We start from the raw sequence: 22,053 nt of genomic DNA, 5'->3' as shown, positions 1-22,053 counted from the left end.
CCGCTCAACAATTTGTCTGCAACCCGCCAACCGGCCCAGGCGTGTGACAGGCGGACCGACTCCGACGCCGGCAGGAAAGGAGGGCCGTGACCGGGACGGGACGGGACTTCGGCCGCTTCTACGCCGACAACTTCCCCGTGCTCTGCAAGCAGCTGTACGCGTACACCGGCGACGCCACCGAGGCGCAGGACGCGGTGCAGGAAGCGTTCGTCCGAGCCTGGACGCGCTGGGCGTCCGTATCCCGCTACGAGAACCCGGCCGGCTGGGTGCGTCAGGTGGCCTGGCGGCTCGCGATCAGCCGCTGGCGCCGCGCCCGCACGGCGCTGCGGTACCTGAACGGCCAACGCGAGGTCCACGCACCACCGCCGGGCCCCGAGCACGTGACGCTGGTCGCTGCGCTGGCCACGCTCCCCGAGCGGCAGCGCCGGGCGGTGGTCCTGCACTACCTGGCGGACCTGTCGATCGCCCAGATCGCGACCGAGGAGTCGGTGGCCGAGGGCACTGTCAAGTCCTGGCTGCACCGCGGACGGGCCGCGATGGCCGCCCACCTGGACAGCGAGAGGGTCGAAGGGAGGCACGACGATGGCCGAGCATGACGACCCCGCCGCAGCACTGTTCGGACGCCTCCGGGACGACCCGTCGGACGCCTTCGAGGGACCCGGCGAGACGCTCACCGCGCGCGCCGGCCGCCGGCGGCGACGTAACCGGCTCGCGGCGGTCGCGGCACTCGTCCTCGTCGTGCTGATCGGCGCCGGATGGGCGGTCCGAGCCGTCGAGCGGCCGGATCAGGTCCACCCGATCAACAACCCGACCCGGCCGGCGCCCACTGCGCCCTCGGCCGACAACCGGCCCAACCCGCTGGCCGAGGTCGACTGGGCGAACACGACGCTCCAGATCCCGGAGTCCGAGCTCTGCATCGCGAACCTGGCGACGTTCCGCAACGGTAGGAGCAACCAGGGGTGGGTGCAGAACCAGGGCCAGACCAACTACGAGATGTTCGACGGCGCCCGACCCCTCTACGCCGACCTGTCCGACGACGGAGTCAAGGACGCCGTCGTCCTGGTGCAGTGCGCGCTCGACAGCGGGAATCCGGACGACTCCGTCTGGCAGCTCCTGGCCTACACCGCGGATTCGCTCGGCAGCCCGACGCTGCTCGCGACCGTCGCGGAGCTCCGCGGTCCCCGCGGGCCGGTCTACCGCCTCGACGACGGGCTGGAAGTGTTCGATCCGAAGGACGGCAGACGCATCGCCCACTGGCAGAGCGCGACCTGACCCGCACACAGCAAGCGGCCCCCGCCTGGGAAGGCGGGGGCCGCTGTGCGGAACGAACGCTGTGTGGAACTAACTACGCGCTCTTCTCGCGCCGCTCACGCTTCGGAACGTCGCGAGGGACGATCGTCGGCAGCACCTTCTCCATGACGACCTCGCGGCTGATCACGACGCGCGCCACATCGGGACGCGAGGGAATCTCGTACATCACCGACTGGAGCACCTCCTCCATGATCGCCCGGAGCCCTCGAGCACCGGTGCCACGCAGGATCGCCTGGTCAGCGATCGCCTCCAGCGCGTCGTGCGTGAAGTCCAGCTCCACACCGTCGAGCTCGAACAGCCGCTGGTACTGCTTGACCAGCGCGTTCCGCGGCTCGGTGAGGATCTGCATCAGCGCACGCCGGTCGAGATTGCGCACCGTCGTGATGACCGGCAGACGGCCGACGAACTCCGGGATCATCCCGAACTTCAGCAGGTCTTCCGGCATGACGTCGGCGAACACGTCGTCGGTGGTGCGCTCGGACGCGGAGATGATGTTCGCCGCGAACCCGAGCCCGTTCTTGCCGACCCGGCTCTCGATCAGCTTCTCGAGCCCGGCGAACGCCCCTCCGACGATGAACAGCACGTTCGTCGTGTCGATCTGGATGAACTCCTGGTGCGGGTGCTTGCGACCGCCCTGCGGCGGAACACTCGCGGTGGTGCCTTCCAGGATCTTCAGCAGAGCCTGCTGCACGCCCTCGCCGGAGACGTCACGCGTGATCGACGGGTTCTCGCTCTTCCGAGCGATCTTGTCGACCTCATCGATGTAGATGATGCCGGTCTCGGCGCGCTTGACGTCGTAGTCGGCGGCCTGGATCAGCTTCAGCAGGATGTTCTCGACGTCCTCGCCGACGTAGCCGGCCTCGGTCAGCGCCGTGGCGTCAGCGATCGCGAACGGAACGTTGAGCAGCTTGGCCAGCGTCTGCGCGAGGTGCGTCTTGCCGCAGCCGGTGGGGCCGATCAGCAGGATGTTGGACTTCGCGAGTTCGACCGGCTCCGGGCCGCCGTTGCGGTGCCCCGTGTTCTCGGCCTGAATACGCTTGTAGTGGTTGTACACCGCTACCGCGAGAGCCTTTTTCGCCGAATCCTGCCCGACCACGTATTGGTCGAGGAACTCGCAGATCTCGATCGGCTTGGGAAGCTCGTCCCACTTCAGCTCGGAGGACTCCGAGAGTTCCTCCTCGATGATTTCGTTGCACAGGTCGATGCACTCATCGCAGATGTACACACCTGGGCCCGCGATGAGCTTCTTGACCTGCTTCTGCGATTTCCCGCAGAAGGAGCACTTCAGCAGGTCTCCGCCGTCACCGATCCGTGCCACGAACGACCATCTCCCTGTCCTCGCCGGACCGCCGGCCGACTGACTCCTCGACGGTACATGCTCCGCGCCCTCGCTGACCCCTGGTCGCGAGGGCGCGTCGCCTTACTTCACCGCTCAACCTGCCGCGACCGGAACCTTCTTGCGGCTTTCCAGCACCTGGTCGATGAGGCCGTACTCCTTGGCCTCGTCCGCGGTCAGAATCTTGTCCCGCTCGATGTCCTTGCGGACCTTCTCGATCGGCTGACCGGAGTGCGAGGAAAGCATTTGTTCCAGCTGCGTACGCATGCGCAAAATCTCACGCGCCTGGATTTCGATGTCCGAGCCCTGACCGCCGCCCTCGCTGTAGGGCTGGTGGATCAGCACGCGGGCGTTCGGCAGCGCGAGGCGCTTGCCGGGCGTCCCGGCGGCGAGCAGGACGGCAGCGGCCGATGCCGCCTGGCCCATGCACACCGTCTGGATGTCGCAGCGGACGAACCGCATGGTGTCGTAGATGGCGGTCAGCGCGGTGAACGAGCCGCCCGGCGAGTTGATGTAGATCCAGATGTCCCGGTCGGGGTCCATCGACTCGAGGCAGAGCAGCTGCGCCATGACGTCGTTCGCGCTGGCGTCGTCGATCTGCACACCGAGGAAGATGATGCGCTCCTCGAACAGCTTGTTGTACGGGTTCATCTCCTTGATCCCGTACGACGTGCGCTCGACGAACGACGGCAGGACGTAACGGCCCTGCGGTGCGGTATCGCGGTTGTACAACCCGGAGCCCGGGAAGTTCAGTTCACTCATTCTGGTCCTCCGGACGAGAAAATGGCGGTTCGGTGGCTGCGCGCTCAGTGAGCGCCGGTGGTGGCCGCCACGTCGGAAGTCGTCGGCAGCACCGCGTCGATCAGGCCGTACTCCTTGGCCTCGTCGGCGGTGAACCAACGGTCGCGGTCCGAGTCCGACTCGATCTGCTCGACGGACTGACCGGTGTGGTACGCGATCCGCTCCTGCATCAGCTTCTTCGTGTACAGCATCTGCTCGGCCTGGATCGCGATGTCGCTGGCCGAACCGCCGATACCGCCGGACGGCTGGTGCATCATCACCCGGGTGTGCGGGAGCGCGTACCGCTTGCCGCGGGCACCGGCGCACAGGATGAACTGCCCCATCGACGCGGCGAGGCCGAGGCCGTAGGTGGCCACGTCGTTCGGGATGAACTGCATGGTGTCGTAGATCGCCATGCCGGACGAGACGCTGCCGCCCGGGGAGTTGACGTAAAGCGCGATGTCGCGCACCGGGTCTTCCGCCGAGAGCAGCAGGAGCTGAGCGCAGATCCGGTTGGCCATCTCGTCGTCGAACTGCTGGCCGAGGAAGATGATGCGCTCCTTGAGGAGCCGGTTGAACACCGAGTCATCGAAGCCCATACCGCCCGAGCTCGGCGCGCGGCCGACGGCGGGTGCTGCCGGTGTGTCGAAGTGGGTCACGATGCCTGCCTTCGCCTTGAACGTGATTCTGGGCTGAAGCTCTTCGAGCTGTGGGGCCTGCGAGTGCTGGACCGAGCAGAACTACGCGGCTGGCCGTACGCCTGACACTAACGCGGCCCCGAGGCCCCTGACGGGGCCTCGGGGGGCTGTTCGCTGTGAGCGCACGAGCATGACCGGAAGGTCAGACCTGAGCCGGCGTGGGCTCGGCCTCGACGTCCGCCTCGGGCGGGTTGATCTCGTCCTGCAGGGCCTTCAGGTCGACCGGGTTACCGGCCCCGTCGACGATCTTCGCCTGCTCGGTGACGAGACCGAGCGCCTTGCCGCGGCGGAGGTCGGCGACGACGATCGGCAGCTCGCCGTTCTGCACGAGCTGGTCGGCGAACTGCTGCGGGTTGACCCCGGACTGCTGGGCGCGGCGCACGACCTCGCTGGTGAGCTCACCGTCGTCGATGCCGACCTCTTCGTTGTCGGCGATGGCGTCGAGCACGAGCTGGGAGCGGACGGCCTGTGCGCAGTCCTTCTCCAGCTGCTCGTCGAACTCCTCCTGGGTCTGGCCCTCGTTCTCGAGGTACTGCTCCAGGCTGACGCCGGCGTTCTCCAGCGCGTGGCCGAGCTGGTGGCGGCGGTACTCGATCTCGTCCTGGAGGACCTTCTCCGGCATCGGGACCTCGACGGCCTCGAGCAGCGTCTCCAGCGTCTTGTCACGGGCGGCGACGGCCTGCTCGAGCTTCTTCACCCGGCCGAGCCGGTTGCGGACGTCGTCCTTGAGCTCGTCGAGCGAGTCGAACTCCGAGGCGGTCTGGGCGAACTCGTCGTCCAGCTCCGGGAGCTCCTTCTCCTTGACCGTGCGGATCGTGACCTTGACGTCGGCGTCCTTGCCCGCGTGCTCGCCACCGGCCAGCGTCGTGGTGAACGTGACCTCGTCGCCGGCCTGGTGGCCCTCGATGGCGGCGTCGGTGCCCTCGAGCAGCTGGCCGCTGCCGACCTCGTAGGAGACGTTCTCGGCGCTGCCGCCCTCGATCTCCTCGCCGTCGATGGTGGCGACCAGGTCGAGCTGGACGAAGTCACCGGTGCGCACCTCGCGCTCGACACCCTTCAGGGTGGAGAACCGCTGGCGCAGGCTGTCGACCTGGTTGTCGATGTCCTCGTCGGAGACCTGGGCCTCGTCGACGGTGACCTCGAGCGTCGAGAAGTCGGGGAGCGTCAGCTCGGGGCGGACGTCGACCTCGGCGGTGAACGAGACCTTCTCGCCGTCCTGCAGCTCGGTGACCTCGACGTCGGGGCGGCCGATCACCTTGATGTCGTGCTCACGCACGGCGGAGGAGTAGTGCGTCGGGATCGCGTTGTTGAGCGTCTCCTCGAGCACGGCGGCCCGGCCGATGCGCTGGTCGATCAGGCGCGGCGGAACCTTGCCCTTCCGGAAGCCCGGGATCGAGACCTGGTTCGCGATCGAGCGGTAGGCCTCGTCGAGGTTGGGCTTCAGCTCCTCGAAGGGCACCTCCACGGCGAGCCGCACCCTCGTCGGGCTCAAGGTCTCGACGGTGCTCTTCACGTGTGTGCTCCTCAACGCTGCGGGTGTAATTAGTTGTTCAATCTCTGTGGGATGCGGCACCACAAGAAGACGCGCACGCGGATATACCGCAGGATTGACTCTACGCAGTCTATGCGACCGCCGATCAGCGCCCGCACCCCACAGTCCTACCCGCGTTCACGCCCCCGTCAGCCGGGCCGCATGGCGGTCGGGACGGATGACGGTGGCGGCCAGCGCGGCCCCGGCCAGGAGCAGGACGCCCGCCAGGTCGAGCGCGGCGGCGAACCCCGCGCTCTCGGTCGGCGCGAGGTCGACGATGAGCCCGCTGGCGAACGGGGCGGCGACGTTGCCGGTGGTGGCGAACGCGTGTGCGGTCGCCAGGACGCCGGAGCGCTGAGCGGGCGGGCACACGTCGGCGATCGCGGCGTTGGTCAGCGGGGTCAGGGCCGGACCGGTGGAGAACGCGATCGTCATCGCGGCCAGCAGCGGCCAGCCGGCGCCGAGGCGGCTCATTGCGATCAGCGCGAGTCCGCCGGCGACCATCGCGACCGCCGGAACGACCCCGTAGGCGACGCGACGCGAGGCGCCGCGGCGCAGGAGGCGGTCGGCGGTCATGCCCGCGACCAGGATCGAGACGATCGAGAAGATGCTCGGGAGGCCGACGAGGAGGCTCACGGTGGAGGGGGCGTAGCCGGCCTGTTCCTCGAGGTAGGTGGGGAGCCAGGTGAGGGCGAGGCCCAGGGTCCAGAAGACGGTGAAGCCGGCCAGCACCGCACCCCACCAGGTGCCGAGCGCGAAGATCCGCCGGTAGGGCACTGTCTCGCCCGCGGCGCCGGCGGCCGTTCCGGGTGTTCCGCGGGAGTCGCCCAGCGGATTGCCGGCGGTGGTGCCCGGAGCGGCGTAGAGATGAGGACCCGCACCACCGACGGCGAGCCAGGCGACCGCCCAGATCAGCCCGAGCGCGCCGAGGACCCCGAAGGGAGCACGCCAGCCGTAGGCCTGGATGGCGAGCATGAGCAGTGGGGCACCGACGACGATGCCGGCGCCGCCGCCGATGGCGAGCAGGGCCGCGGCGAGCGCGCGGCTGCGGATCGGCACCCAGGTGAACGCCGTGTGCGAGGCGAGCGGGACGGCGGGGCCCTCCCCCGCGCCGAGCAGGATGCGGGTGCCGACCAGGCCGGCGAAGCCGAGGACCGGGAACAGCACGGGCAGTTGGGCGAGCGACCAGACGACGGCCAGCCCGGCCAGCAGCCAGCGCGGCGAGACGCGGTTGCCGAGCAGGCCGATGAAGATCGCGGTGAAGCAGAACAGCAGGGAGAAGCTGCTGCCGATCAGACCGAACTCGGCGTTGGTGAGCCCGAGGTCCTCCATCATCGGCGGGCCGACCAGGCCGAGGATCGCCTTGTCGCCGAACGCCAGCATGATGAAGACGGCCAGCAGGAACACGATCGGGCGGGCGCGCGGTGGCCAGGGTTCCTGGCCGAGGGGGGTCGCGGTACCGGCTGGAGAGGTCGTCGCCACCGTGCGGACTCCCTTCACCGGGGTTCCGACACCTTACGGTGTTTTCTGCAGTTCCACTCTGGATCTGTCAGAGGCACCGTGTATTGATGTGTCCATGTCGGAGACCGGCGTTGGGTACGTGTACGGGGTTACGTTCGGCGCGCGCCGGGTGGTGTTCAGCGTCGAGAACGGCCTGGCGATGTTCGAGGGCGACATCGTGCTCGGCTCCGTGGCGGAGGTGTCGGCCCGCTCCGCAGTGGCCATCCCCGGCGAGCGGTTCCGCTGGCCCGGCGGGGTGATCCCGTACGAGATCGATCCGGCGTTACCGGAGGCGCAGCGCGAGGCGGTCGAGGGTGCGGTCGAACACTGGAACACGCGGACCCGGCTGGCGGTCGTACCGCGCGACGGCGAGGACGACTACGTGCGGTTCGTGCCCAGCGGAGGGTGCACGTCCTCGGTCGGCCGGCAGGGCGGGCCGCAAGAGCTGACGCTGGGCACCGGCTGCTTCTTCGGTCAGGCGACGCACGAGCTGGGGCACGCCGCGGGGCTCTGGCACGAGCAGAGCCGCGAGGACCGGGACGAGTTCGTCCGGATCGTCTGGGAGAACATCGACCCTGATCAGCGGCACAACTTCGACCAGCACATCACCGACGGCGACGACGTCGGGCCGTACGACTACGGGTCGATCATGCATTACCCGGCGGTGTCGTTCTCGATCAACGGTGAGCCGACGATCGTGCCGTTCCTCGAGGGCGCGGAGATCGGTCAGCGAGACGCCCTGTCGGCGGGTGACCGGGCGGCGATCCGGGAGCTGTACGCCGATCTCGAGCCGTCCGACGCGAACTCGTGGGCCTCGTCGTGGGGCGTGCTGTTCCATCTGGCGAGCCGCGGAACGTGGCACCTCGGGTCGCTCGCGACGGGGGCGCTGACCTGGACCACGGTCGGCACCGGCCCGGCGGGGCTCGTGGGTGACTTCGACTCCGACGGGCTGGACGAGGTGCTCGACGCCGCGACCGGGCGGTTGGGGCGGCTGGTCGGGGGGGTCCTGAGCTGGTCTCCCGTGGAGGCGCGCGTGCTCGGAGCCCTGTCCTGGGTGGGGCGGTTCCGCGCGGGTTCCGAACAGGTGCTGACGTATTACCCCGAGGATCACTCGTGGTGGCTGGGGTCGTCGGAGTGGGTCTACGCCGGGAACACGGAAGGCTTCACCGCCGACATCTCGACGCTGCTCGTGGGTGACGTCGACGGGGACGGCGTCGACGAGCTGCTCGTCGAGGACGGCGGGGAGTGGTGGTGCGCGCGGCTCGACGGGGACGAGTTCGCGTGGTCGGTGGTCGGCGAGTCGACCGGGCGTGCGCTCGGGGTGACGTCGGGCGGGCTGCTCGTCGACACCGGGGATTCCACGGTGTCGGGGTCGCTGGTCGACGGTGCGCTGACGTGGCGGCCGGTGGGTGCGGCGGCACCGGCGGGGCACTTCGTGGCCGGCTCGTACGTCGCGAGCCCCGACGGGGTCTGGTCGTTCGACGGCTCGGCGTGGACGTCACTGGACGGCGCTGCGGGTGACGTGGCGTGGGCGCTGGGCGACGGGCGCGTGCTCACGTACACAGCGCTGGATGCCTCGTGCCGGCTCTACACGCCGGGCACCGGCTGGTCACTGGCGGCGACGTTCGAAGCCTGAGCGTCACCGCCGTCGCGGCGAGGATCCGCGTGATATCGTGATATCACGCATAGATCCGGAGGTGCGCGATGCCCAACATCCTCATCCGCGACTTGACCCAGGAAGCCGTCGACCGCATCGACACAGCGGCCTCCAACCTCGGGCTCTCCCGCAACGAGTACCTGCGCCGCAGGTTCGAGGAAGACATCACCCCCTCCCCGAAGCAAACCGTCTCCGCCGAAGACTGGCAACGCTCCGCTGAGGTTTTCGCCGACCTCGCCGATCCGGCGGTGATGGACGCAGCGTGGCGGTAACCAGCTGGCTGATCGACAAATCCGCCTACGTCCGCCTGCAGCGGGGGCAGACGGCCGACCGCGAAGAGTGGAGTAGCCGCATCAGTCGCGGACTGGTGCGGCTTTCCACTATCACACGGCTCGAACTCGGCTTCTCCGCACGCTCAGGCGAGGCCGGCCGCGGACAGTTCACCGTCCCGCCGCTGTCTCTGATGCCGGTCGAGCACCTCACACCCGCGATCGAGGACCGCGCCTTCGAGGTTCAGATGCTGCTCGCCGACCGGGGCCAGCACCGCGCGCCCTCCATTCCGGATCTACTCATCGCCGCAACGGCCGAAAGGGCGGGTCTAACCGTCCTCGCCGTCGACAAGGACTTCGATCTCATCGCTGACGTCACCGGCCAGCCCGTCGACTCTTTGGCCGAATGACACCGATTCGGTGCATCCGTGCATGGCGGGGGCCGACATAGGCCCGCTGGCCGCCGCGCCACCGCGGCGACCAGCCTGAACACGGTCGGGGTGGCGGGATTTGAACCCACGGCCCCTCGCTCCCAAAGCGAGTGCGCTACCAAACTGCGCCACACCCCGCGGCACTGCGCCGCCAGTGTAGGCCGTCGCGGTACGCGGCGGCTCGCTGCCCCGAGGTAAGTCGGTGGCGTGCCGTCCGGAGGATGCCGTTACTATGGTCGAGGCCGCTGAAAAGCGCCTGCGGGTGTAGCTCAATGGTAGAGCCCCAGTCTTCCAAACTGGCTACGCGAGTTCGATTCTCGTCACCCGCTCCGCGAGGTAGATGCCCAGGTCAGACGACCTGGGCGTTTTTTATGGGTCGAGCGTCGAACCTCCGGTGCGCACGTTCCGTGTACCCCTGCGACCGGTCGCAAACAGTGAGAGGGGCGCCCTCGTGTCGTGGGTACGACGAGCCCGGACGGTGCCGCCCGCCGAGTGGCTGTTGCTCGCCGGACTGGTCGGCCTGGCGGTCGTCATCCGCTACGCCTGTCGCAGCTACTGGACGACCGACCTCGACGTTTTCGGTGAGTGGTACGACCAGCTTCAACGGGAAGGGCTGAAAAGCCCGGTCGGCAACTACAACGCGCCGTTCCTCTATCTGCTCGAGATCGCGAGCTGGTTCCCCGGCGCGACGCTGATGAAGATCAAGCTGGTCCTCGTCGCGTTCGACGTCGTGCTCGTCTACTACGTCTTCCGCACGGTCGCGCTCAAGTGGGACGGCTGGCGCATCCCCGCGATGGCCGCGCTGGTCGCCGCATTCATGCCGACCGTCGTGCTCAACGCCTCCCTGTACGGCCAGTGCGACTCGATCTGGGGCGCGTTCTGCGTCGCTGCCCTCTACTACGTGCTCAAGGGCAACGACTGGGCCGCCGTCGCGATGGCCGCCACCGCCTGGGCGTTCAAGCCACAAGCCGTGTTCATCGCACCCATATTCCTGCTGGCCGTGCTGGCCGGACGGGTCCGCTGGCGAACGCTGATCGCGTTCCCGCTCGTCTATCTCGCCTGGGACGTCCCTGCGCTCATCGCCGGCCGCGACGCGATCGAGCTGCTCACGATCTACTCCCACCAGCTCGACGACCCGTCGGCACTGCGTCGCGGCGGCCCTACCGTCTACCAGTACCTGCACGTCAACGTCGCGCTCGGCGTCCTGCGCAACCTCGGTTACCTGTTCGCGGCCGCGCTCACGCTCGGCGTCACCTACGTGCTGATCGCGACGAAAGTCGAGCTCGACCGGGTGCGCTGGCTGACTGCGGGCGCGTTCTTCGCGATCGCCATCCCGTGGCTCCTGCCGGCGATGCACGAGCGCTACTTCTTCCTCGCCGACGTCCTCACGCTGATCCTCGCGTTCTACGTACCCCGGCTCTGGTACCTGCCGCTGATCGTCCAGGCGTCGTCGTTCTTCTCGTATCTGCCGTTCCTGTTCAGCAAGGCACCGGTGGGCCCGATGATCGACCGCCGGCTGCTGGCCACGCTCATGCTCGGGGCGATTCTGATCACCGGCTACCGCCTTTTCTCGGGTGTCACGTTCACGACGGAGACGCCGGACGAAGACGTGAACTTTCCGCCGGACGAAGACGTGAACCTCGCGGCAACGGACACCCCACAACTTTCGGAAAGGGCCTAGGAATGGCGCTTCTCACGGGTACGCAGGAGCCATCGACGGACGACGGCGACCTGACCCCGATCGCGCCGTCTTCCGAGAAGCCTCGGAGCAGAGTGCGCACGGTGCTGCGCTGGACGCTCACCGCACTGGCATTGGTGCTGGTCTACCTGGTGCTGCTGCTCCCGAACCGCGAGTACCTGCTGACGACGAAGGCGTTCATGCGCATCCCGGTGGAGGCCGTCGTCGGCGCCGCCGTGCTGCTCGTGCTGCCCGGGCGGACCCGGAAGATCGTGGCCACGCTCGCCGGTGTGGTGCTGGGCGTGCTCACGTTCATCAAGGTCCTCGACATGGGCTTCTTCGCGGTGCTGTCCCGGCCGTTCAACGTCATCTTCGACTGGAGCTTCCTCGGTAACGGCTACGACTTCGTCGAGGGTTCGTACGGCAAGGCCGCCGCGGTCGGCGCGATGGTCGGCGCCGCAGTTGCGCTGATCGCGCTGCTCACGCTGATCGTCCTCGCCGTTCGCCGGCTCTCCCAGGCACTGGTCGACGCCCAGCCGCACGCGACCAAGGCGGTCGCCGCACTCACCGTGATCTGGTTCTTCTGTGCGGCCTTCGGTTACACGGTGCCGGGCCTGCCACAGACGAGCTACACCACCTCGCTGTTCGGCTACAACATGTTCCGGAAGGTCCCGCACGCGCTGGCCGACCACAAGGAGTTCGAGAAGGAACTCGCCGTCGACAAGTTCAAGGGCCAGAACCAGCTGCTCGCCGGGCTCGAGGGCAAGGACGTCATCTTCACGTTCATCGAGAGCTACGGACGCAGCGCGGTCGAGGACCCGACCTACGCGTCGCAGGTCGACGCGGTGTTGGACCAGGGATCGGCGAAGCTGAAGACAGCCGGGCTCACCGCACGCAGCGGCTGGCTCACCTCGCCGACGATCGGCGGCGGTAGCTGGCTCGCGCACTCGACGTTCTACTCCGGACTCTGGATCAACAACGAGGCCCGGTACCGCTCGCTCACCAAGAGCGACCGGCTGACGCTGACCCAGGCGTTCAAGAAGTCGGACTGGCGGTCGGTGGGCGTGATGCCCGGTCTGACCGGCTACTGGCCCGAGGGCGAGTTCTTCGGTTACGACAAGATCTACGACTCACGCAACCTCGGGTTCAAGGGGCCGAAGCCGCAGTGGTCGGCGATTCCGGACCAGTACCTGCTGTCGAAGCTGCAGCGCGCGGAGCTGTCCAAGGCCGGCGACACCCCGGTGGTGGCCGAGGTCGAGACGACGTCGAGCCACGCGCCCTGGTCGTACCTCCCGAAGCTGGCCGACTGGGACCAGGTGGGCGACGGCAAGGCGACCTACGGCGGGCGGCCGCACTCGACGAAGAAGCCCGACGAGGTGCGTACCCAGTACCGCAAGACGATCGAGTACTCACTGCAGACGCTGACCGGCTACGCCGAGAAGTACCTGGGCGACGACCAGGTACTGGTGTTCCTGGGTGACCACCAGCCGGTGCCGCTGATCGTCGGGCAGAACGCGAGCTGGGACGTGCCGATCACGATCGTCGCGAAGGACCCGAAGGTGATGGAGCGCATCAACACCTGGGGCTGGACCGACGGCATCAAGCCGGCCAAGAACGCCCCCGTCTGGAAGATGGACGCGTTCCGCGACAAGTTCTTGACGGCCTTCAACCAGTGACGTGGTCGGTCGCCCACTCCCGGAACGTCCGGGCCGGGCGGCCGAGGATGCGCGGGACGTCGTCGGTCACGACCGCGCCCTGCCCCGACCGCACGAATTCGTGTCCCGGGTGGGAGCCGTCGACGGCCTGCGTCCCGAGCGGCCGACCCAGCACCGACGCGAGGATCGCCACCTGTTCCGGAGTGCTCAGCGCCTCCGGGCCGGTGAGCGTGTGCACGCCCGGCGCTCCACCGGTCAGCGCGACCGCGGCCACGGCGGCGATGTCCCGCGGATCGATGACGCCGAGCTTCCCGTCGCCGGTCGGGTTCGGAACGGGCTCCCCGGCGCGGAGCTGCGGCAACCATTGGAGCGCGTTCGTCGCGAACGCCGACGGCCGCAGGATCGTCCACTCCCGGTCGCCGGCCTGCACCGCAGCTTCGCCGGGCTCGTGCCAGGGCGCGAGCCCGCTGTCGATGCCGAACGCGGAGACCTTGACGATCCGCGGCACGTCGGCAGCTGCCTCCAGCATCGCCAGGTCCTGCGCCGGCGCTGCGGGATCGGGCGGGGTCAGCAGAAACACCGCGTCGACGCCCTGCACCGCGGCACGCAGCGAATCGGCGTCCCCGTAGTCGCCGTGCACCACCTCGGTGGCAGCCGGAACAGCCGCCCCTCGAGTCATCGCCCGCACGGGCTCCCCGGCAGCGGCGAGAGTCGAGACGAGAGCGGAACCGATCGTGCCTGTGGCACCTGTCACCAGAATCATGACGCCAACCCTGTGGCGCTCCTCCGCGCACTGGATAGGACGTTTCGGCACTGGCGTACGGGCGCTGAATCCCTAGGCTCGACATCGTGATGCACGCGCCGACCACCACCACCGAACTGGCGCTCTCGGTCTGCCACTCGGGCAGCCCGGAGCTGATGGTCCTCGGTCCGCGCACGCGCGCGCTCTACTACGAGCCGAAGGGCGGCCCGCTCGCCCCGCGCTTCCGCCTGACCGCCGGCCAGGCCCGCGCGCTGTTCGGGGCACCGGTGTCCGAGTTCACCGATCAGGTGGTTCCCTTCCTTTCGCCGGACGCCGGGCAACTGGCGCACCGCTGGACGGACGCGCCGCTGGATCCCGCTGCCGTGCTCGGGCCGTACCTGGCCACCGCTGCCCCGGCCGCCGACCGCGAGACCCGCTGGGTCGACGCGGCGGCCGCCCGCCTGAGCACCGGCAGTCCGATCGCCGTCGTCGCCGACGACCTCGGGGTGAGCGAGCGGCACCTGCGCAACCGGTTCGCCGCCGCGGTCGGGGTCTCTCCCAAGCACTACGCACGCATCCAACGCATCCGTCGCGTGCTCGGCGACATCGGGTCGGCGCCGTTCGCCCAACTCGCCGCGCAGGCCGGTTACTACGACCAGTCGCACCTCGGCCGCGAGTTCCGCCAGCTCATGGGTGTCTCCCCCGCCGCCTTCGCGGCGGGTCACACCCCGGCTCCCCGCCACTGCTCGACGCTCGAAGCGGCCTGACGAGCGTGGAACACGCTCCGGACGCGTCACGTTGCTCTCTGCGGGTATCAAGGAGGAAGCACACATCGGAGGTGTCCTCATGGCTCGAAACGCAAGTGGGTCTCTGCGGCGCAAGACCCGGCTCGCCGCCGCAGCAAAGGTAGCCCGCGAAGCGTCCCGTCCGGGCTCGCCGTCGGTCGGCGCCCGTATCGGCGCGATCCCGCGCATGATCCGCGCGTCGGCGTCCGGCCGCTACCCGGGGCTGTCCCGGCTCAAGCTGGCGATGCTCGGCGTCGGTGCCGCGTACATCGTCTCACCGATCGACGCCATGCCCGAGGCGTTCATGTTTGTGCTCGGGCTCGCCGACGACGCCGCGGTTGCGGTGTACCTGGTCGGCGCGCTCTTCGCCGAGACCGACAACTTCCTCGAGTGGGAGCGCATGACCGCGCCGTCCACGATCAACGGTCACGCCTACTGAACCCGCTCGAACACCCGGGCGACCTCGGGTCGGCCGGCGGAGCACGTCAGCACCGCCGGCTCCGACCACCCGGCCCGGACCGTGATCGTCGCGCCGTCGAGGCGGACGCGCACGGTCTGCGGGTCGAGTGTCTCGGTGCTCAGGGGCGCGAACGCGTCCACGCGGTCGTCGTCGGTGTCGAGGCGGGCGTAGTGCTGAGCCGCCTGCACCGACGGTGGGAACGCGGAGCGTCCGCGCAGGAGTGAGGGCACGACCCGGCCTGCGCGGTACGCGTCCGCGACCGCCAGGGCCGAAGAACGGTCGAGCGTTCCGTAGTACAGGCCGTGTGGCAGCAGCACGACGTTGGCCGAGAACCGGTCACCGCCGACGTGCGAGCACTCCCAGGTACTTCCGGGATACGCGTCCGCGAGAGCAGCCGCCACCGGCCTGCCCTCCACCGCGCAGCACGTGTCGTGTCGCCCGTGTGCGCACACCAGGTGCACCGGCTCGGTCGACGCCGGTCCGGTCAGCTCCAGCGGCACCTCGAGGAGCTCCGACTCGGACACGAACGTTCCCCAGTGGATGCCTTCGCGGCCCGGACGGGCGTCCACGATCGCGTAGGCGCGGGTTTCAGACGGAACGGCTCGCCCGGGCCGACGGATCAGCGTCGCCCGCACACCCGCTGCGACCGCGCGCGAAGCGACCCACGTCAGCACCGGCGACGCCTCGAACGCCCGGCGCGGCCACGGGCCCGCGTGCTCGACCAGCAGCCAGCGCGACCCCGGAGCGGCCGTGCCGAACAGCTGGTCACCGCGCTCCCGGGCCGCAACCGCGCACCGCGGTGTCAAGCCGGTACCACCAGCGCCTCACGGAGCAGGCGCCGGATCAGCACCAGCCCGTCGTCGGCGTCGAGATCGGGCAGTTCGGAGGCGCGCACCGGCGCACCGGACAGCACCGTCTTCATCGCGGCGGCGGTGACCGCCGGAAGCGTGAGCGTGCGGTCCGGCAGGCGCAGCACGACGCCGGCGGCGGACGAGTCCACTGTGTAGCGCAGGTGGTCGCGCAGGCGGACGGTCGTGTCCGCGCGCAGCGACGCGACGACGCGCTCCTGGGCCAGCGGCGACACCGGCTCCGACCGCCCCTGCGGCCAGACCCGCTCCCGCAGCCGGTCGGCGACCGCAGCTTGGTCCACCGTGCGCAGCCAGGGCACGAGCGCGTCCATCACTCCCGAGAGCAGGCTCGGGTCCGTCGGATCGAACCCCAGCGGCAACGACTCGCGCAGCGAGGGATCCTCCGCCGCCAGCCCGGCCAGCACCTCCACCAGCGCGTGCCGCGTCACCGGGTGCACGCCGACCGTGAGGTGCACGGACGTCTCACCGAGCGAGGTCGCCGAGTGCAGCCAGCCGCGGGGCAGGTAGAGCGCGTCGCCGGGGCGCAGAACGGTGTCGATCACCGGCTCCTCGTCCGCCCGCGCGGCGACGTCGTCGGCCCGCGAACTCCACGGCTGGTCCCGCAGCGGAGCGGACAGCACCGGCGCGTGGATCCGCCAGCGCTTCTCGCCGGCCACCTGCAGCACGAACACGTCGTGCACGTCGTAGTGCGCCGCGAACCCCTGGTTCTGCGGCGGCGTGACGTAGGCGTTGATCTGGACGGGGTGGCCGAGGTCGGTGGCCAGTTGCTGCCCGAAATCGACGAGCGGTGGCCACGTGCGGTGCAGCGCCTGCAGGACGATCGTGGCGCCGTCCAAGAAGAGCCGGGTGACGCGGGCGTCGTCGACCTGGTCGGAAATCTCGGCACCCGCACCGCCGGAACCGGTGTACCGGGCCGGTTCGATCACCGCGCCGTTCTTGGCCAGCCGGATGAACGGAGTCCGCAGACCGCGGCGGGTGAGCAGGTCGTCGACCGCATCCAGGCTGAATAGGTCGCTGAAGCCGAGCCCGGCGCTCAGCAACGGCTCACGCCCCCACGGGAACTGCGCCACCGGAACCGAAATGCAGCGCTCCAACGCCGGACGACCGGCCTCGCGGCCGGTCGTCCGAAGCGAAGAATCAGTCACAGCCGCGACGCGCCGCCGTCGGCACCGCCGTCCGCGCCACCGTCGTGGCCACCGGCGTTCGCGCCACCGTCAGCGGGGCCCTCGGCGCCACCGTCAGCACCGCCGTCCGCGCCACCGTCGTGACCGCCCGGGTTCGCGCCACCGTCGGCCGGGCCCTCGGCGCCACCGTCAGCGCCGCCGTCCGCGCCACCGTCGTGGCCACCGGCGTTCGCGCCACCGTCAGCGGGGCCCTCACTGCTACCGGGGCCGGAGGTGACGATGTCGTCGTCGTTGAGAGCCATGAACGTTCCTTCCTCTGGGAGCCCGGTTTTCACACCGGTCGAACGTCACGGCATGTTCCCGGGCCCCCGCCCGTCAAACTCCCTGCGCCGATTTGTCCCTGCTCAGGCCGCAGGAATTGCAACCGGCTGCTCCGCCACGGCGGAGCCTGAGGAGGTGAGCGGCACCGGCGGCTCGGCCTCGAGTTCGAGCAGCCACCGCAGGGCGTGCTCGACGCCGTTGACGTAGTGCGGATCGGTCCGGACGGTCGTCAGCGGCGACACCGCCCCGGCCAGTAGGACGTCGCACAGTTGGATTTCGGCAACGATCAGCGCGGCGTCCGCGGGGCCGGTGCCCGGACCGACGGGCGCGATCGCCACCACACCGGTCGCCCAGTCGAGAGCCGCCGCCGCACCGCGAAGGAAATGACCGAACTCCGGGCCGGCGAGCGGCTGGGTGTTCTTTGAGTACGCCACGAGGGCCCGGCGTTCGTTTCTCACGATGACGTGGTCCCGCATCAGGTTCCTCTTCTTCCTGGTAGGCGCAGGGCCCACCGATCGAGCTAACCCATGCCTACCCCTGTGAATCAACGTAGGAACGTCCAGCGGGTTTCGTATATGTCACATCCCTATCCGTACCGTTCAAGAGTCCAACTTTGTCCGGACCCAGACAGCACAGGGGTACCCAGGCGTGGTTGAGATATGACAAAGCGGCACACTAGGAACTATCCGCCCGTCCGTCACAGTTCGAGAGAGTGACCCGAGGAGGTGCCCGATCCGCGCCCTGATCGAGCTCGAGCCTGTCGCCCGCAGCCCTCGGCTGGCGCGGCGGTTCGTTGCCGACACTCTCGGTCCGCAGGCCGACGTCGAGCTGGTCGACGCGGCGGAACTGCTGGTCACGGAACTCGTCACGAACGCCGTGGTGCACGCCCGCTCGCGAGCGCGGGTACTCATCGTCACCGCCGGGGACCGCGGCCGGGTCCGGATCGAGGTGCACGACGACGCGTACGAGCCACCCCGCATGGGCAGCTTCGACCCCGACGCGACGTCCGGGCGCGGTCTGGCCCTCGTGAACGCGATGTCCGACCGGTGGGGGGTCGAACCACAGGGTCCGGCTCGTCCGGGGAAGCGGATCTGGTTCGAGCTAGCGGCTCGGGTCGCCGAACCCGTGGGTCATTTCTGACAGGTGGGACACCAGAACAGGTTCCGCGCCTCGACCACTGCCGTCCGCACCGGCGTTCCGCAGATCCGGCAGGGCCGCTCGGCCCGGTGGTAGACGTACCGCCCCCGGCCCCGGTCCCGGCCGACCGCAGGCTCCCGGACCTTGTCCTCCGGCCGCAGCGTCAGGATCCGACCCACCCGCACCCCGTCGGCCATCATCAGGACCAGGTCCGCCCAGACCGCTTCCCACTCCCCCAGCGAGACGTCACGCCCCGGCCGGTAGGGGTCGATGCCGGCACGGAAGAGCGCCTCCGCGCGGTACACGTTGCCGACGCCGGACAGCACGTCCTGGCGCATCAGCAGCGCGCCGATCGACGTGCGGCTACGGCTGATGCGCAGCCAGGCCTGGTCGGGGTCGGCGTCCGTGCGCAGCGGGTCGGGTCCGAGCCTGGCCACTAACGCGTCGCGCGCGCCGTCGTCGAGCACCTCGCAGGCCGTCGGCCCGCGCAGTTCGGCCCAGGCCGGAGCCAAAACTCCGGAGCGGAGTTTTCCGCCGGTCATGCGCAGCCGGATCTGTCCCCGGACAGCCGGCGGCTCCCCGTTCCCGTCGACGAAGGTCCCGTACAAGCCCAGGTGGACGTGGAGCCAGCGGTCGCCGTAGTCGTGGAACAGGTGCTTGCCGTGCGCGTCCGTGCCGCGGAGCGTCAGGCCGTCCAGCGCGGCCGCACCGGCCTCGAACCGTCCCTGCGGGCTCGACGCGTGCACCGGCGCACCGACGAACAGTCGCTTGTGCCGTCGGGCCAACCGGTGGATCGTGTGACCTTCGGGCACGCTTCTCCTCGAGGCTCAGGGGGTACGCGATGGACACCCACCGCCATCGTGCTCGACGCCGACGCGAACGGCACATCGAGACCGAGGCACCCCGCCCCGAGCCCGCCGACGACAAGGTACTGCGCGGCCTCGTCGGCGCGGGCCCCTCCCAGCTGAGCCTCGGCGCCGCGATGCGCGCGCGCGACGCGTCCCGGCCGACCGACGAGGACCTGGCCGAGGCCGAGGAGTCCGTAGTCCTAGTCCGCCGCCGGTACGTCCCGACAGAAAACTTGCCGCCGGGCATCAAGCCTGCGGGCCACAGGCCCGGTTTGAACCTGGAGCCCGCCCACTAGGGAAGGGGCGGGTAGTCGTGGGTGCGCTCGAAGTCGGCGAGGATCTCGATGCGGCGGGCGTGCCGCGCCTCGCCGCTGAACTTCGTGTCGAGGAAAGCGTCGACGATCGTGGTCGCGTCCTCCACCGAGTGCATCCGCGCCCCGATTCCGACGACGTTGGCGTCGTTGTGCAGGCGGGTCAGCTGAGCGGTCTCGACGTTCCAGGCCAGGGCCGCCCGCACCCCGGGAACCTTGTTCGCCGCGATCTGCTCGCCGTTGCCCGACCCACCGATCACGACGCCGAGGCTGCCCGGGTCGGCGACGACCTTCCGCGCCGCGTCCAGGCAGAACGGCGGGTAGTCGTCCTCCGCGTCGTAGGCGTGCGGGCCGACGTCGGTGACGTCGTGCCCGGACTTCGTCAGGTGCTCGACGAGGTGCTGCTTCAGCTCGAATCCGGCGTGGTCGGAGCCAAGGTAGACGCGCATGGAAGCATCCTCTCAGGCCTGTGCGACGGGATGGGCGATCGGGTCCAGCACGTCCTTCACCGCCGCCGCCACCTGGTCCACCGCGGCGCGTGCGGCGTCGTACACCGCCAGCCGCCGGAAGAACCCGTGGGGCACCCCGAGGTACCGGGTCGTGACGACCGGCACGCCCGCACCGGCCAGCGCCTCGCCGAACGCCTCGGCGCCCTCGCGCAGGACGTCGAACTCTGCGGTGACGATCAGCGTCGGCGGGAGCCCGGCCATCTCCTTGGTGCGCGCCGGCGCGATGTCCTCGTTGTCGGGGTCGGCGCCGTCGAGCCAGGTCTTCCAGGCCCAGTTCATCTCCGCCACGCTCAGGCCGTGTTCGACGCCGCTCTGCGGATCGGGGCCGAGCGGCGGCTCTGCGAACGGCTCCACCGGCGGGTAGATCAGCGCCTGGTAGTCGAAGCCGACGTGGGCGTCCCGGGCCCGGCGGGCCAGGATCGCCGCGAGCGTCGCGCCCGCCGAGTCGCCGACGACCGCGGTGCGGCTGACGTCGAGCCCGAGCTCGTCCGCGTGGTCCCGCACCCAGGCCAGCGCGTGCACGGCGTCCTCGACCTGCGCGGGCCACGGGTACTCGGGCGCGAGCCGGTAGTCGATCGCCACGACCGCGCAGTGCGACCGGTTCGCCAGGCGTCGGCACGCCGCGTCGTGCGTGATCAGGCTGTCGCCGACCCAGCCGCCACCGTGCAGGAAGAACATGACCGGCGTACCGCGTCCCCCGCGTGGGTTGTAGAGCCGGATCGGGACGCCGTCGGCCTCCAGGTCGACGACGATCGCCACCGGCGCCGGCGGACCACCGAGCGCCAGCGCGTTGTCGTTCTCCGCGGCCCGCGCCGCGGCGATGTCCGCGAGCGTGGGCTCCGGTACCGGCCCCTGCGCGATGGCTTCGCTGGCGAGGTCTGCCACGGCCTGTGGGTGCAAGTTCATCGAGACGACTCCAGATCCGCGAGGACGAGACCCGTACGGGCTTTCGGGGTGAACCAGGTGCTCTTCCGCGGCATCGTGGCCCGGTCGAGGTTGACCGCGACGAAGTCCTCGACGGTCACCGGCGAGATCAGCACGGCGAGCGCGGCGCGCCCGGCGTCGACCTCGGCGGTCAGCCAGCTCGCCGGGTAGTCACCACCGATGTAGGAGATCGACGGGTGGTCCGGCGTCAGCCCCAGCACCTGGCGGACCAGCAGCTGCTCGACGACCGTGTGGTCGATCCGGTCGACGGTGTCACCGGCGACCGCCGGGAGCTTCACCTCGTACGTCTGCCCGTCGGCGTAGAGCACGACGGTGCCGCGCGACGGCGTGGCCGGGGGCTCGTCCACGGCATGGACGCCGCAGCCGACCGCGCGCAGCCCCTCCAGGATCCCGGTCAACGGCATCGGCAACCGTCGCAGCAGCCGCTGGTACGGCTGGATGCTCGCCGAGCTGGCGGGCGCCACGACCGCGAGGAACCGGTCGAGCCCGGCCTGCTGCGCGGCGAGGCTGCGGTGGTTGCCGTCGGCGACGACGAGGTCGCCGGTGCCGGCTACGGCGAGCAGCCGTTCCTGGTCCGTGCCCGGCCCGATCAGCCACACGTCGTGCTGGAGGCCGTTCTGGTCGACATCGGAGACCGTCGGCTCACCCAGCCGGTCCACTGTCGCCGTCAACAGGTCGTGGAGGGTGTCGCCGCCTGCAGCTTCCGGTTGCACCAGCAGCACCGGGCTCGCGAGCACGCCGAGCGACCGGATCAGCGCGGTCCGCTCGGCCACCTTGGCGGCGAAGACCTCCTCGTTGCGGATCACCCGCCCGGCGCCGATCTCCGCGGTGTCGACGAGGCAGAACATCCCCAGGAAGTGATCGCCGATCCGGTAGACGGCAATCGCGTTCGTGAACTGCGCCAACTTTCCGCGCGAGACCAGGCTCTCCAGCCGGGCGGACGCGGCGGGCAGCGCCCGGGCGAAGTCGAGTCCGTCGGCGACCGCCTCCGGCGTCCGGTGCGGCATCTCCACCCCGAGCATCGAGTCGGGGTTTGCTGCCACCAACGCGGTGATTTCGGCATCGTCGGCGAACTCGTCGTAGTTCTGTGCGCCTGTTCCTCCGGTCGACACCCATCCAACCGGTATGGGGTGTATTGCACTCATTGTGCCGAGGT

General features: G+C 69.7%; 25 protein-coding genes and 2 tRNA genes. 12 read left to right on the top strand and 15 right to left on the bottom strand.

Translation table 11 applies throughout. The annotated features are described in order from the left end of the window. The first annotated feature begins 86 nt into the window (after window positions 1-86). Together ACGFY5_RS06390 and ACGFY5_RS06385 are read left to right on the top strand one after the other, a co-directional pair. Window positions 87-596 (top strand): RNA polymerase sigma factor, encoded by a 510-nt coding sequence (locus tag ACGFY5_RS06390; RefSeq protein WP_392717929.1) that lies wholly within the window; start codon window positions 87-89, stop codon window positions 594-596. Continuing rightward, window positions 583-1,272 (top strand): hypothetical protein, encoded by a 690-nt coding sequence (locus ACGFY5_RS06385; protein ID WP_392717927.1) that lies wholly within the window; start codon window positions 583-585, stop codon window positions 1,270-1,272. The genes ACGFY5_RS06390 and ACGFY5_RS06385 overlap by 14 nt, the downstream gene beginning before the upstream one ends. 73 nt (window positions 1,273-1,345) lie before the next feature. On the opposite strand, the gene clpX is transcribed toward ACGFY5_RS06385, so the two are convergent. From clpX to ACGFY5_RS06360, 5 genes are all read right to left on the bottom strand, one after another. Continuing rightward, complete coding sequence (gene clpX / locus ACGFY5_RS06380; RefSeq protein ID WP_392717926.1) at window positions 1,346-2,629, bottom strand: ATP-dependent Clp protease ATP-binding subunit ClpX; 1,284 nt, start codon at window positions 2,627-2,629, stop codon at window positions 1,346-1,348. 114 nt (window positions 2,630-2,743) lie between these two features. Continuing rightward, on the bottom strand, window positions 2,744-3,409 hold the full coding sequence (locus ACGFY5_RS06375) for an ATP-dependent Clp protease proteolytic subunit (RefSeq protein WP_392717924.1): 666 nt from the start codon (window positions 3,407-3,409) through the stop codon (window positions 2,744-2,746). Between the two features lie 44 nt (window positions 3,410-3,453). Further along, window positions 3,454-4,026: an ATP-dependent Clp protease proteolytic subunit gene (locus ACGFY5_RS06370; protein ID WP_392718681.1), complete on the bottom strand. Its 573-nt coding sequence runs from the start codon at window positions 4,024-4,026 to the stop codon at window positions 3,454-3,456. A gap of 241 nt (window positions 4,027-4,267) precedes the next feature. Next, window positions 4,268-5,638: a trigger factor gene (gene tig, locus ACGFY5_RS06365; RefSeq protein ID WP_392717922.1), complete on the bottom strand. Its 1,371-nt coding sequence runs from the start codon at window positions 5,636-5,638 to the stop codon at window positions 4,268-4,270. A 156-nt stretch (window positions 5,639-5,794) separates the two neighbouring features. Further along, complete coding sequence (locus ACGFY5_RS06360) at window positions 5,795-7,156, bottom strand: MFS transporter (RefSeq protein WP_392717920.1); 1,362 nt, start codon at window positions 7,154-7,156, stop codon at window positions 5,795-5,797. Window positions 7,157-7,232: 76 nt separating this feature from the next. Here ACGFY5_RS06360 and ACGFY5_RS06355 point away from each other — a divergent pair, with 76 nt between their 5' ends. From ACGFY5_RS06355 to ACGFY5_RS06345, 3 genes are all read left to right on the top strand, one after another. After that, window positions 7,233-8,792 (top strand): M12 family metallopeptidase, encoded by a 1,560-nt coding sequence (locus ACGFY5_RS06355; protein WP_392717918.1) that lies wholly within the window; start codon window positions 7,233-7,235, stop codon window positions 8,790-8,792. A gap of 68 nt (window positions 8,793-8,860) precedes the next feature. Continuing rightward, window positions 8,861-9,085 (top strand): hypothetical protein, encoded by a 225-nt coding sequence (locus tag ACGFY5_RS06350; protein ID WP_392717916.1) that lies wholly within the window; start codon window positions 8,861-8,863, stop codon window positions 9,083-9,085. Then, a complete protein-coding gene (locus ACGFY5_RS06345; RefSeq protein ID WP_392717914.1) occupies window positions 9,076-9,492 on the top strand; it encodes a PIN domain nuclease in 417 nt (138 codons plus the stop codon). The genes ACGFY5_RS06350 and ACGFY5_RS06345 overlap by 10 nt, the downstream gene beginning before the upstream one ends. Window positions 9,493-9,577: 85 nt before the next feature. Here ACGFY5_RS06345 and ACGFY5_RS06340 read toward each other — a convergent pair. Continuing rightward, a tRNA-Pro gene (locus ACGFY5_RS06340) sits at window positions 9,578-9,651 on the bottom strand. 120 nt (window positions 9,652-9,771) lie between these two features. Here ACGFY5_RS06340 and ACGFY5_RS06335 point away from each other — a divergent pair. The 3 genes from ACGFY5_RS06335 (at window position 9,772) to ACGFY5_RS06325 (ending at window position 12,867) form a co-directional block, all read left to right on the top strand. Then, window positions 9,772-9,842, top strand: a tRNA-Gly gene (locus ACGFY5_RS06335). A 122-nt stretch (window positions 9,843-9,964) separates the two neighbouring features. Next, the gene (locus tag ACGFY5_RS06330) at window positions 9,965-11,194 is read left to right on the top strand and encodes a hypothetical protein (RefSeq protein ID WP_392717912.1); all 1,230 of its coding nucleotides are present in this window, start codon (window positions 9,965-9,967) and stop codon (window positions 11,192-11,194) included. 2 nt (window positions 11,195-11,196) lie between these two features. Next, complete coding sequence (locus ACGFY5_RS06325; RefSeq protein ID WP_392717910.1) at window positions 11,197-12,867, top strand: sulfatase; 1,671 nt, start codon at window positions 11,197-11,199, stop codon at window positions 12,865-12,867. Here the strand turns inward: ACGFY5_RS06325 and ACGFY5_RS06320 are convergent. Beyond that, window positions 12,857-13,609: an NAD(P)H-binding protein gene (locus tag ACGFY5_RS06320; protein ID WP_392717908.1), complete on the bottom strand. Its 753-nt coding sequence runs from the start codon at window positions 13,607-13,609 to the stop codon at window positions 12,857-12,859. The two genes, ACGFY5_RS06325 and ACGFY5_RS06320, sit on opposite strands and share 11 nt — an antisense overlap. Before the next feature lie 89 nt (window positions 13,610-13,698). On the opposite strand from ACGFY5_RS06320, the gene ACGFY5_RS06315 reads away from it, so the two are divergent. Both ACGFY5_RS06315 and ACGFY5_RS06310 read left to right on the top strand, forming a co-directional pair. Then, window positions 13,699-14,355: a helix-turn-helix domain-containing protein gene (locus ACGFY5_RS06315; protein ID WP_392718679.1), complete on the top strand. Its 657-nt coding sequence runs from the start codon at window positions 13,699-13,701 to the stop codon at window positions 14,353-14,355. A gap of 79 nt (window positions 14,356-14,434) precedes the next feature. Further along, entirely contained in the window at window positions 14,435-14,812 is a 378-nt protein-coding gene (locus ACGFY5_RS06310) for a YkvA family protein (RefSeq protein WP_392717906.1), read from the top strand. Here the strand turns inward: ACGFY5_RS06310 and ACGFY5_RS06305 are convergent. From ACGFY5_RS06305 to ACGFY5_RS06290, 4 genes are all read right to left on the bottom strand, one after another. Beyond that, window positions 14,806-15,639 (bottom strand): sucrase ferredoxin, encoded by an 834-nt coding sequence (locus tag ACGFY5_RS06305; RefSeq protein ID WP_392717904.1) that lies wholly within the window; start codon window positions 15,637-15,639, stop codon window positions 14,806-14,808. The two genes, ACGFY5_RS06310 and ACGFY5_RS06305, sit on opposite strands and share 7 nt — an antisense overlap. Continuing rightward, window positions 15,636-16,847, bottom strand: coding sequence for a cupin domain-containing protein (locus tag ACGFY5_RS06300; protein WP_392717902.1), 1,212 nt, complete (start codon window positions 16,845-16,847; stop codon window positions 15,636-15,638). The genes ACGFY5_RS06305 and ACGFY5_RS06300 overlap by 4 nt, the downstream gene beginning before the upstream one ends. Continuing rightward, window positions 16,844-17,128 carry a hypothetical protein gene (locus ACGFY5_RS06295; RefSeq protein ID WP_392717900.1) on the bottom strand — a complete coding sequence of 95 codons (285 nt, stop codon included), beginning with the start codon at window positions 17,126-17,128 and terminating at the stop codon, window positions 16,844-16,846. The genes ACGFY5_RS06300 and ACGFY5_RS06295 overlap by 4 nt, the downstream gene beginning before the upstream one ends. 102 nt (window positions 17,129-17,230) lie before the next feature. After that, entirely contained in the window at window positions 17,231-17,605 is a 375-nt protein-coding gene (locus tag ACGFY5_RS06290; RefSeq protein WP_392717898.1) for a hypothetical protein, read from the bottom strand. Window positions 17,606-17,831: 226 nt separating this feature from the next. Between ACGFY5_RS06290 and ACGFY5_RS06285 the strand changes: the two genes are divergently transcribed. Then, window positions 17,832-18,287, top strand: a complete 456-nt coding sequence (locus tag ACGFY5_RS06285; RefSeq protein ID WP_392718677.1) for an ATP-binding protein — start codon at window positions 17,832-17,834, stop codon at window positions 18,285-18,287. Here ACGFY5_RS06285 and ACGFY5_RS06280 read toward each other — a convergent pair. Next, window positions 18,278-19,096 carry an Fpg/Nei family DNA glycosylase gene (locus tag ACGFY5_RS06280; protein WP_392717896.1) on the bottom strand — a complete coding sequence of 273 codons (819 nt, stop codon included), beginning with the start codon at window positions 19,094-19,096 and terminating at the stop codon, window positions 18,278-18,280. The two genes, ACGFY5_RS06285 and ACGFY5_RS06280, sit on opposite strands and share 10 nt — an antisense overlap. A 29-nt stretch (window positions 19,097-19,125) precedes the next feature. Here ACGFY5_RS06280 and ACGFY5_RS06275 point away from each other — a divergent pair, with 29 nt between their 5' ends. Then, on the top strand, window positions 19,126-19,428 hold the full coding sequence (locus ACGFY5_RS06275) for a hypothetical protein (RefSeq protein WP_392717894.1): 303 nt from the start codon (window positions 19,126-19,128) through the stop codon (window positions 19,426-19,428). On the opposite strand, the gene ACGFY5_RS06270 is transcribed toward ACGFY5_RS06275, so the two are convergent. From ACGFY5_RS06270 to ACGFY5_RS06260, 3 genes are read right to left on the bottom strand one after another with little or no spacing between them, the layout of a single operon-like run. Then, window positions 19,425-19,892 (bottom strand): ribose-5-phosphate isomerase, encoded by a 468-nt coding sequence (locus tag ACGFY5_RS06270; protein ID WP_392717893.1) that lies wholly within the window; start codon window positions 19,890-19,892, stop codon window positions 19,425-19,427. The genes ACGFY5_RS06275 and ACGFY5_RS06270 overlap by 4 nt on opposite strands. Window positions 19,893-19,904: 12 nt before the next feature. Beyond that, window positions 19,905-20,858 (bottom strand): alpha/beta hydrolase, encoded by a 954-nt coding sequence (locus tag ACGFY5_RS06265; protein ID WP_392717891.1) that lies wholly within the window; start codon window positions 20,856-20,858, stop codon window positions 19,905-19,907. Further along, window positions 20,855-22,042 (bottom strand): DUF1015 family protein, encoded by a 1,188-nt coding sequence (locus tag ACGFY5_RS06260; RefSeq protein ID WP_392717889.1) that lies wholly within the window; start codon window positions 22,040-22,042, stop codon window positions 20,855-20,857. Before ACGFY5_RS06260 ends, ACGFY5_RS06265 begins: the two co-directional genes overlap by 4 nt. Window positions 22,043-22,053 lie beyond the last annotated feature (11 nt).

Origin of the sequence: Cryptosporangium sp. NPDC048952, from assembly GCF_043197895.1 — a bacterium.
Classification (GTDB): domain Bacteria; phylum Actinomycetota; class Actinomycetes; order Mycobacteriales; family Cryptosporangiaceae; genus Cryptosporangium.
This window is presented reverse-complemented; position numbering and strand designations above follow the sequence as displayed.

Coding starts and splice junctions, on each gene's coding strand:
- ACGFY5_RS06385 (WP_392717927.1), top strand. CDS start 583: ATGGCCGAGCATGACGACCCCGCCGCAGCACTGTTCGGACGCCTCCGG.
- ACGFY5_RS06375 (WP_392717924.1), bottom strand. CDS start 3,409: ATGAGTGAACTGAACTTCCCGGGCTCCGGGTTGTACAACCGCGATACC.
- ACGFY5_RS06370 (WP_392718681.1), bottom strand. CDS start 4,026: ATGGGCTTCGATGACTCGGTGTTCAACCGGCTCCTCAAGGAGCGCATC.
- ACGFY5_RS06355 (WP_392717918.1), top strand. CDS start 7,233: ATGTCGGAGACCGGCGTTGGGTACGTGTACGGGGTTACGTTCGGCGCG.
- ACGFY5_RS06350 (WP_392717916.1), top strand. CDS start 8,861: ATGCCCAACATCCTCATCCGCGACTTGACCCAGGAAGCCGTCGACCGC.
- ACGFY5_RS06325 (WP_392717910.1), top strand. CDS start 11,197: ATGGCGCTTCTCACGGGTACGCAGGAGCCATCGACGGACGACGGCGAC.
- ACGFY5_RS06320 (WP_392717908.1), bottom strand. CDS start 13,609: ATGATTCTGGTGACAGGTGCCACAGGCACGATCGGTTCCGCTCTCGTC.
- ACGFY5_RS06315 (WP_392718679.1), top strand. CDS start 13,699: ATGCACGCGCCGACCACCACCACCGAACTGGCGCTCTCGGTCTGCCAC.
- ACGFY5_RS06310 (WP_392717906.1), top strand. CDS start 14,435: ATGGCTCGAAACGCAAGTGGGTCTCTGCGGCGCAAGACCCGGCTCGCC.
- ACGFY5_RS06295 (WP_392717900.1), bottom strand. CDS start 17,128: ATGGCTCTCAACGACGACGACATCGTCACCTCCGGCCCCGGTAGCAGT.
- ACGFY5_RS06275 (WP_392717894.1), top strand. CDS start 19,126: ATGGACACCCACCGCCATCGTGCTCGACGCCGACGCGAACGGCACATC.
- ACGFY5_RS06270 (WP_392717893.1), bottom strand. CDS start 19,892: ATGCGCGTCTACCTTGGCTCCGACCACGCCGGATTCGAGCTGAAGCAG.
- ACGFY5_RS06265 (WP_392717891.1), bottom strand. CDS start 20,858: ATGAACTTGCACCCACAGGCCGTGGCAGACCTCGCCAGCGAAGCCATC.
- ACGFY5_RS06260 (WP_392717889.1), bottom strand. CDS start 22,042: ATGAGTGCAATACACCCCATACCGGTTGGATGGGTGTCGACCGGAGGA.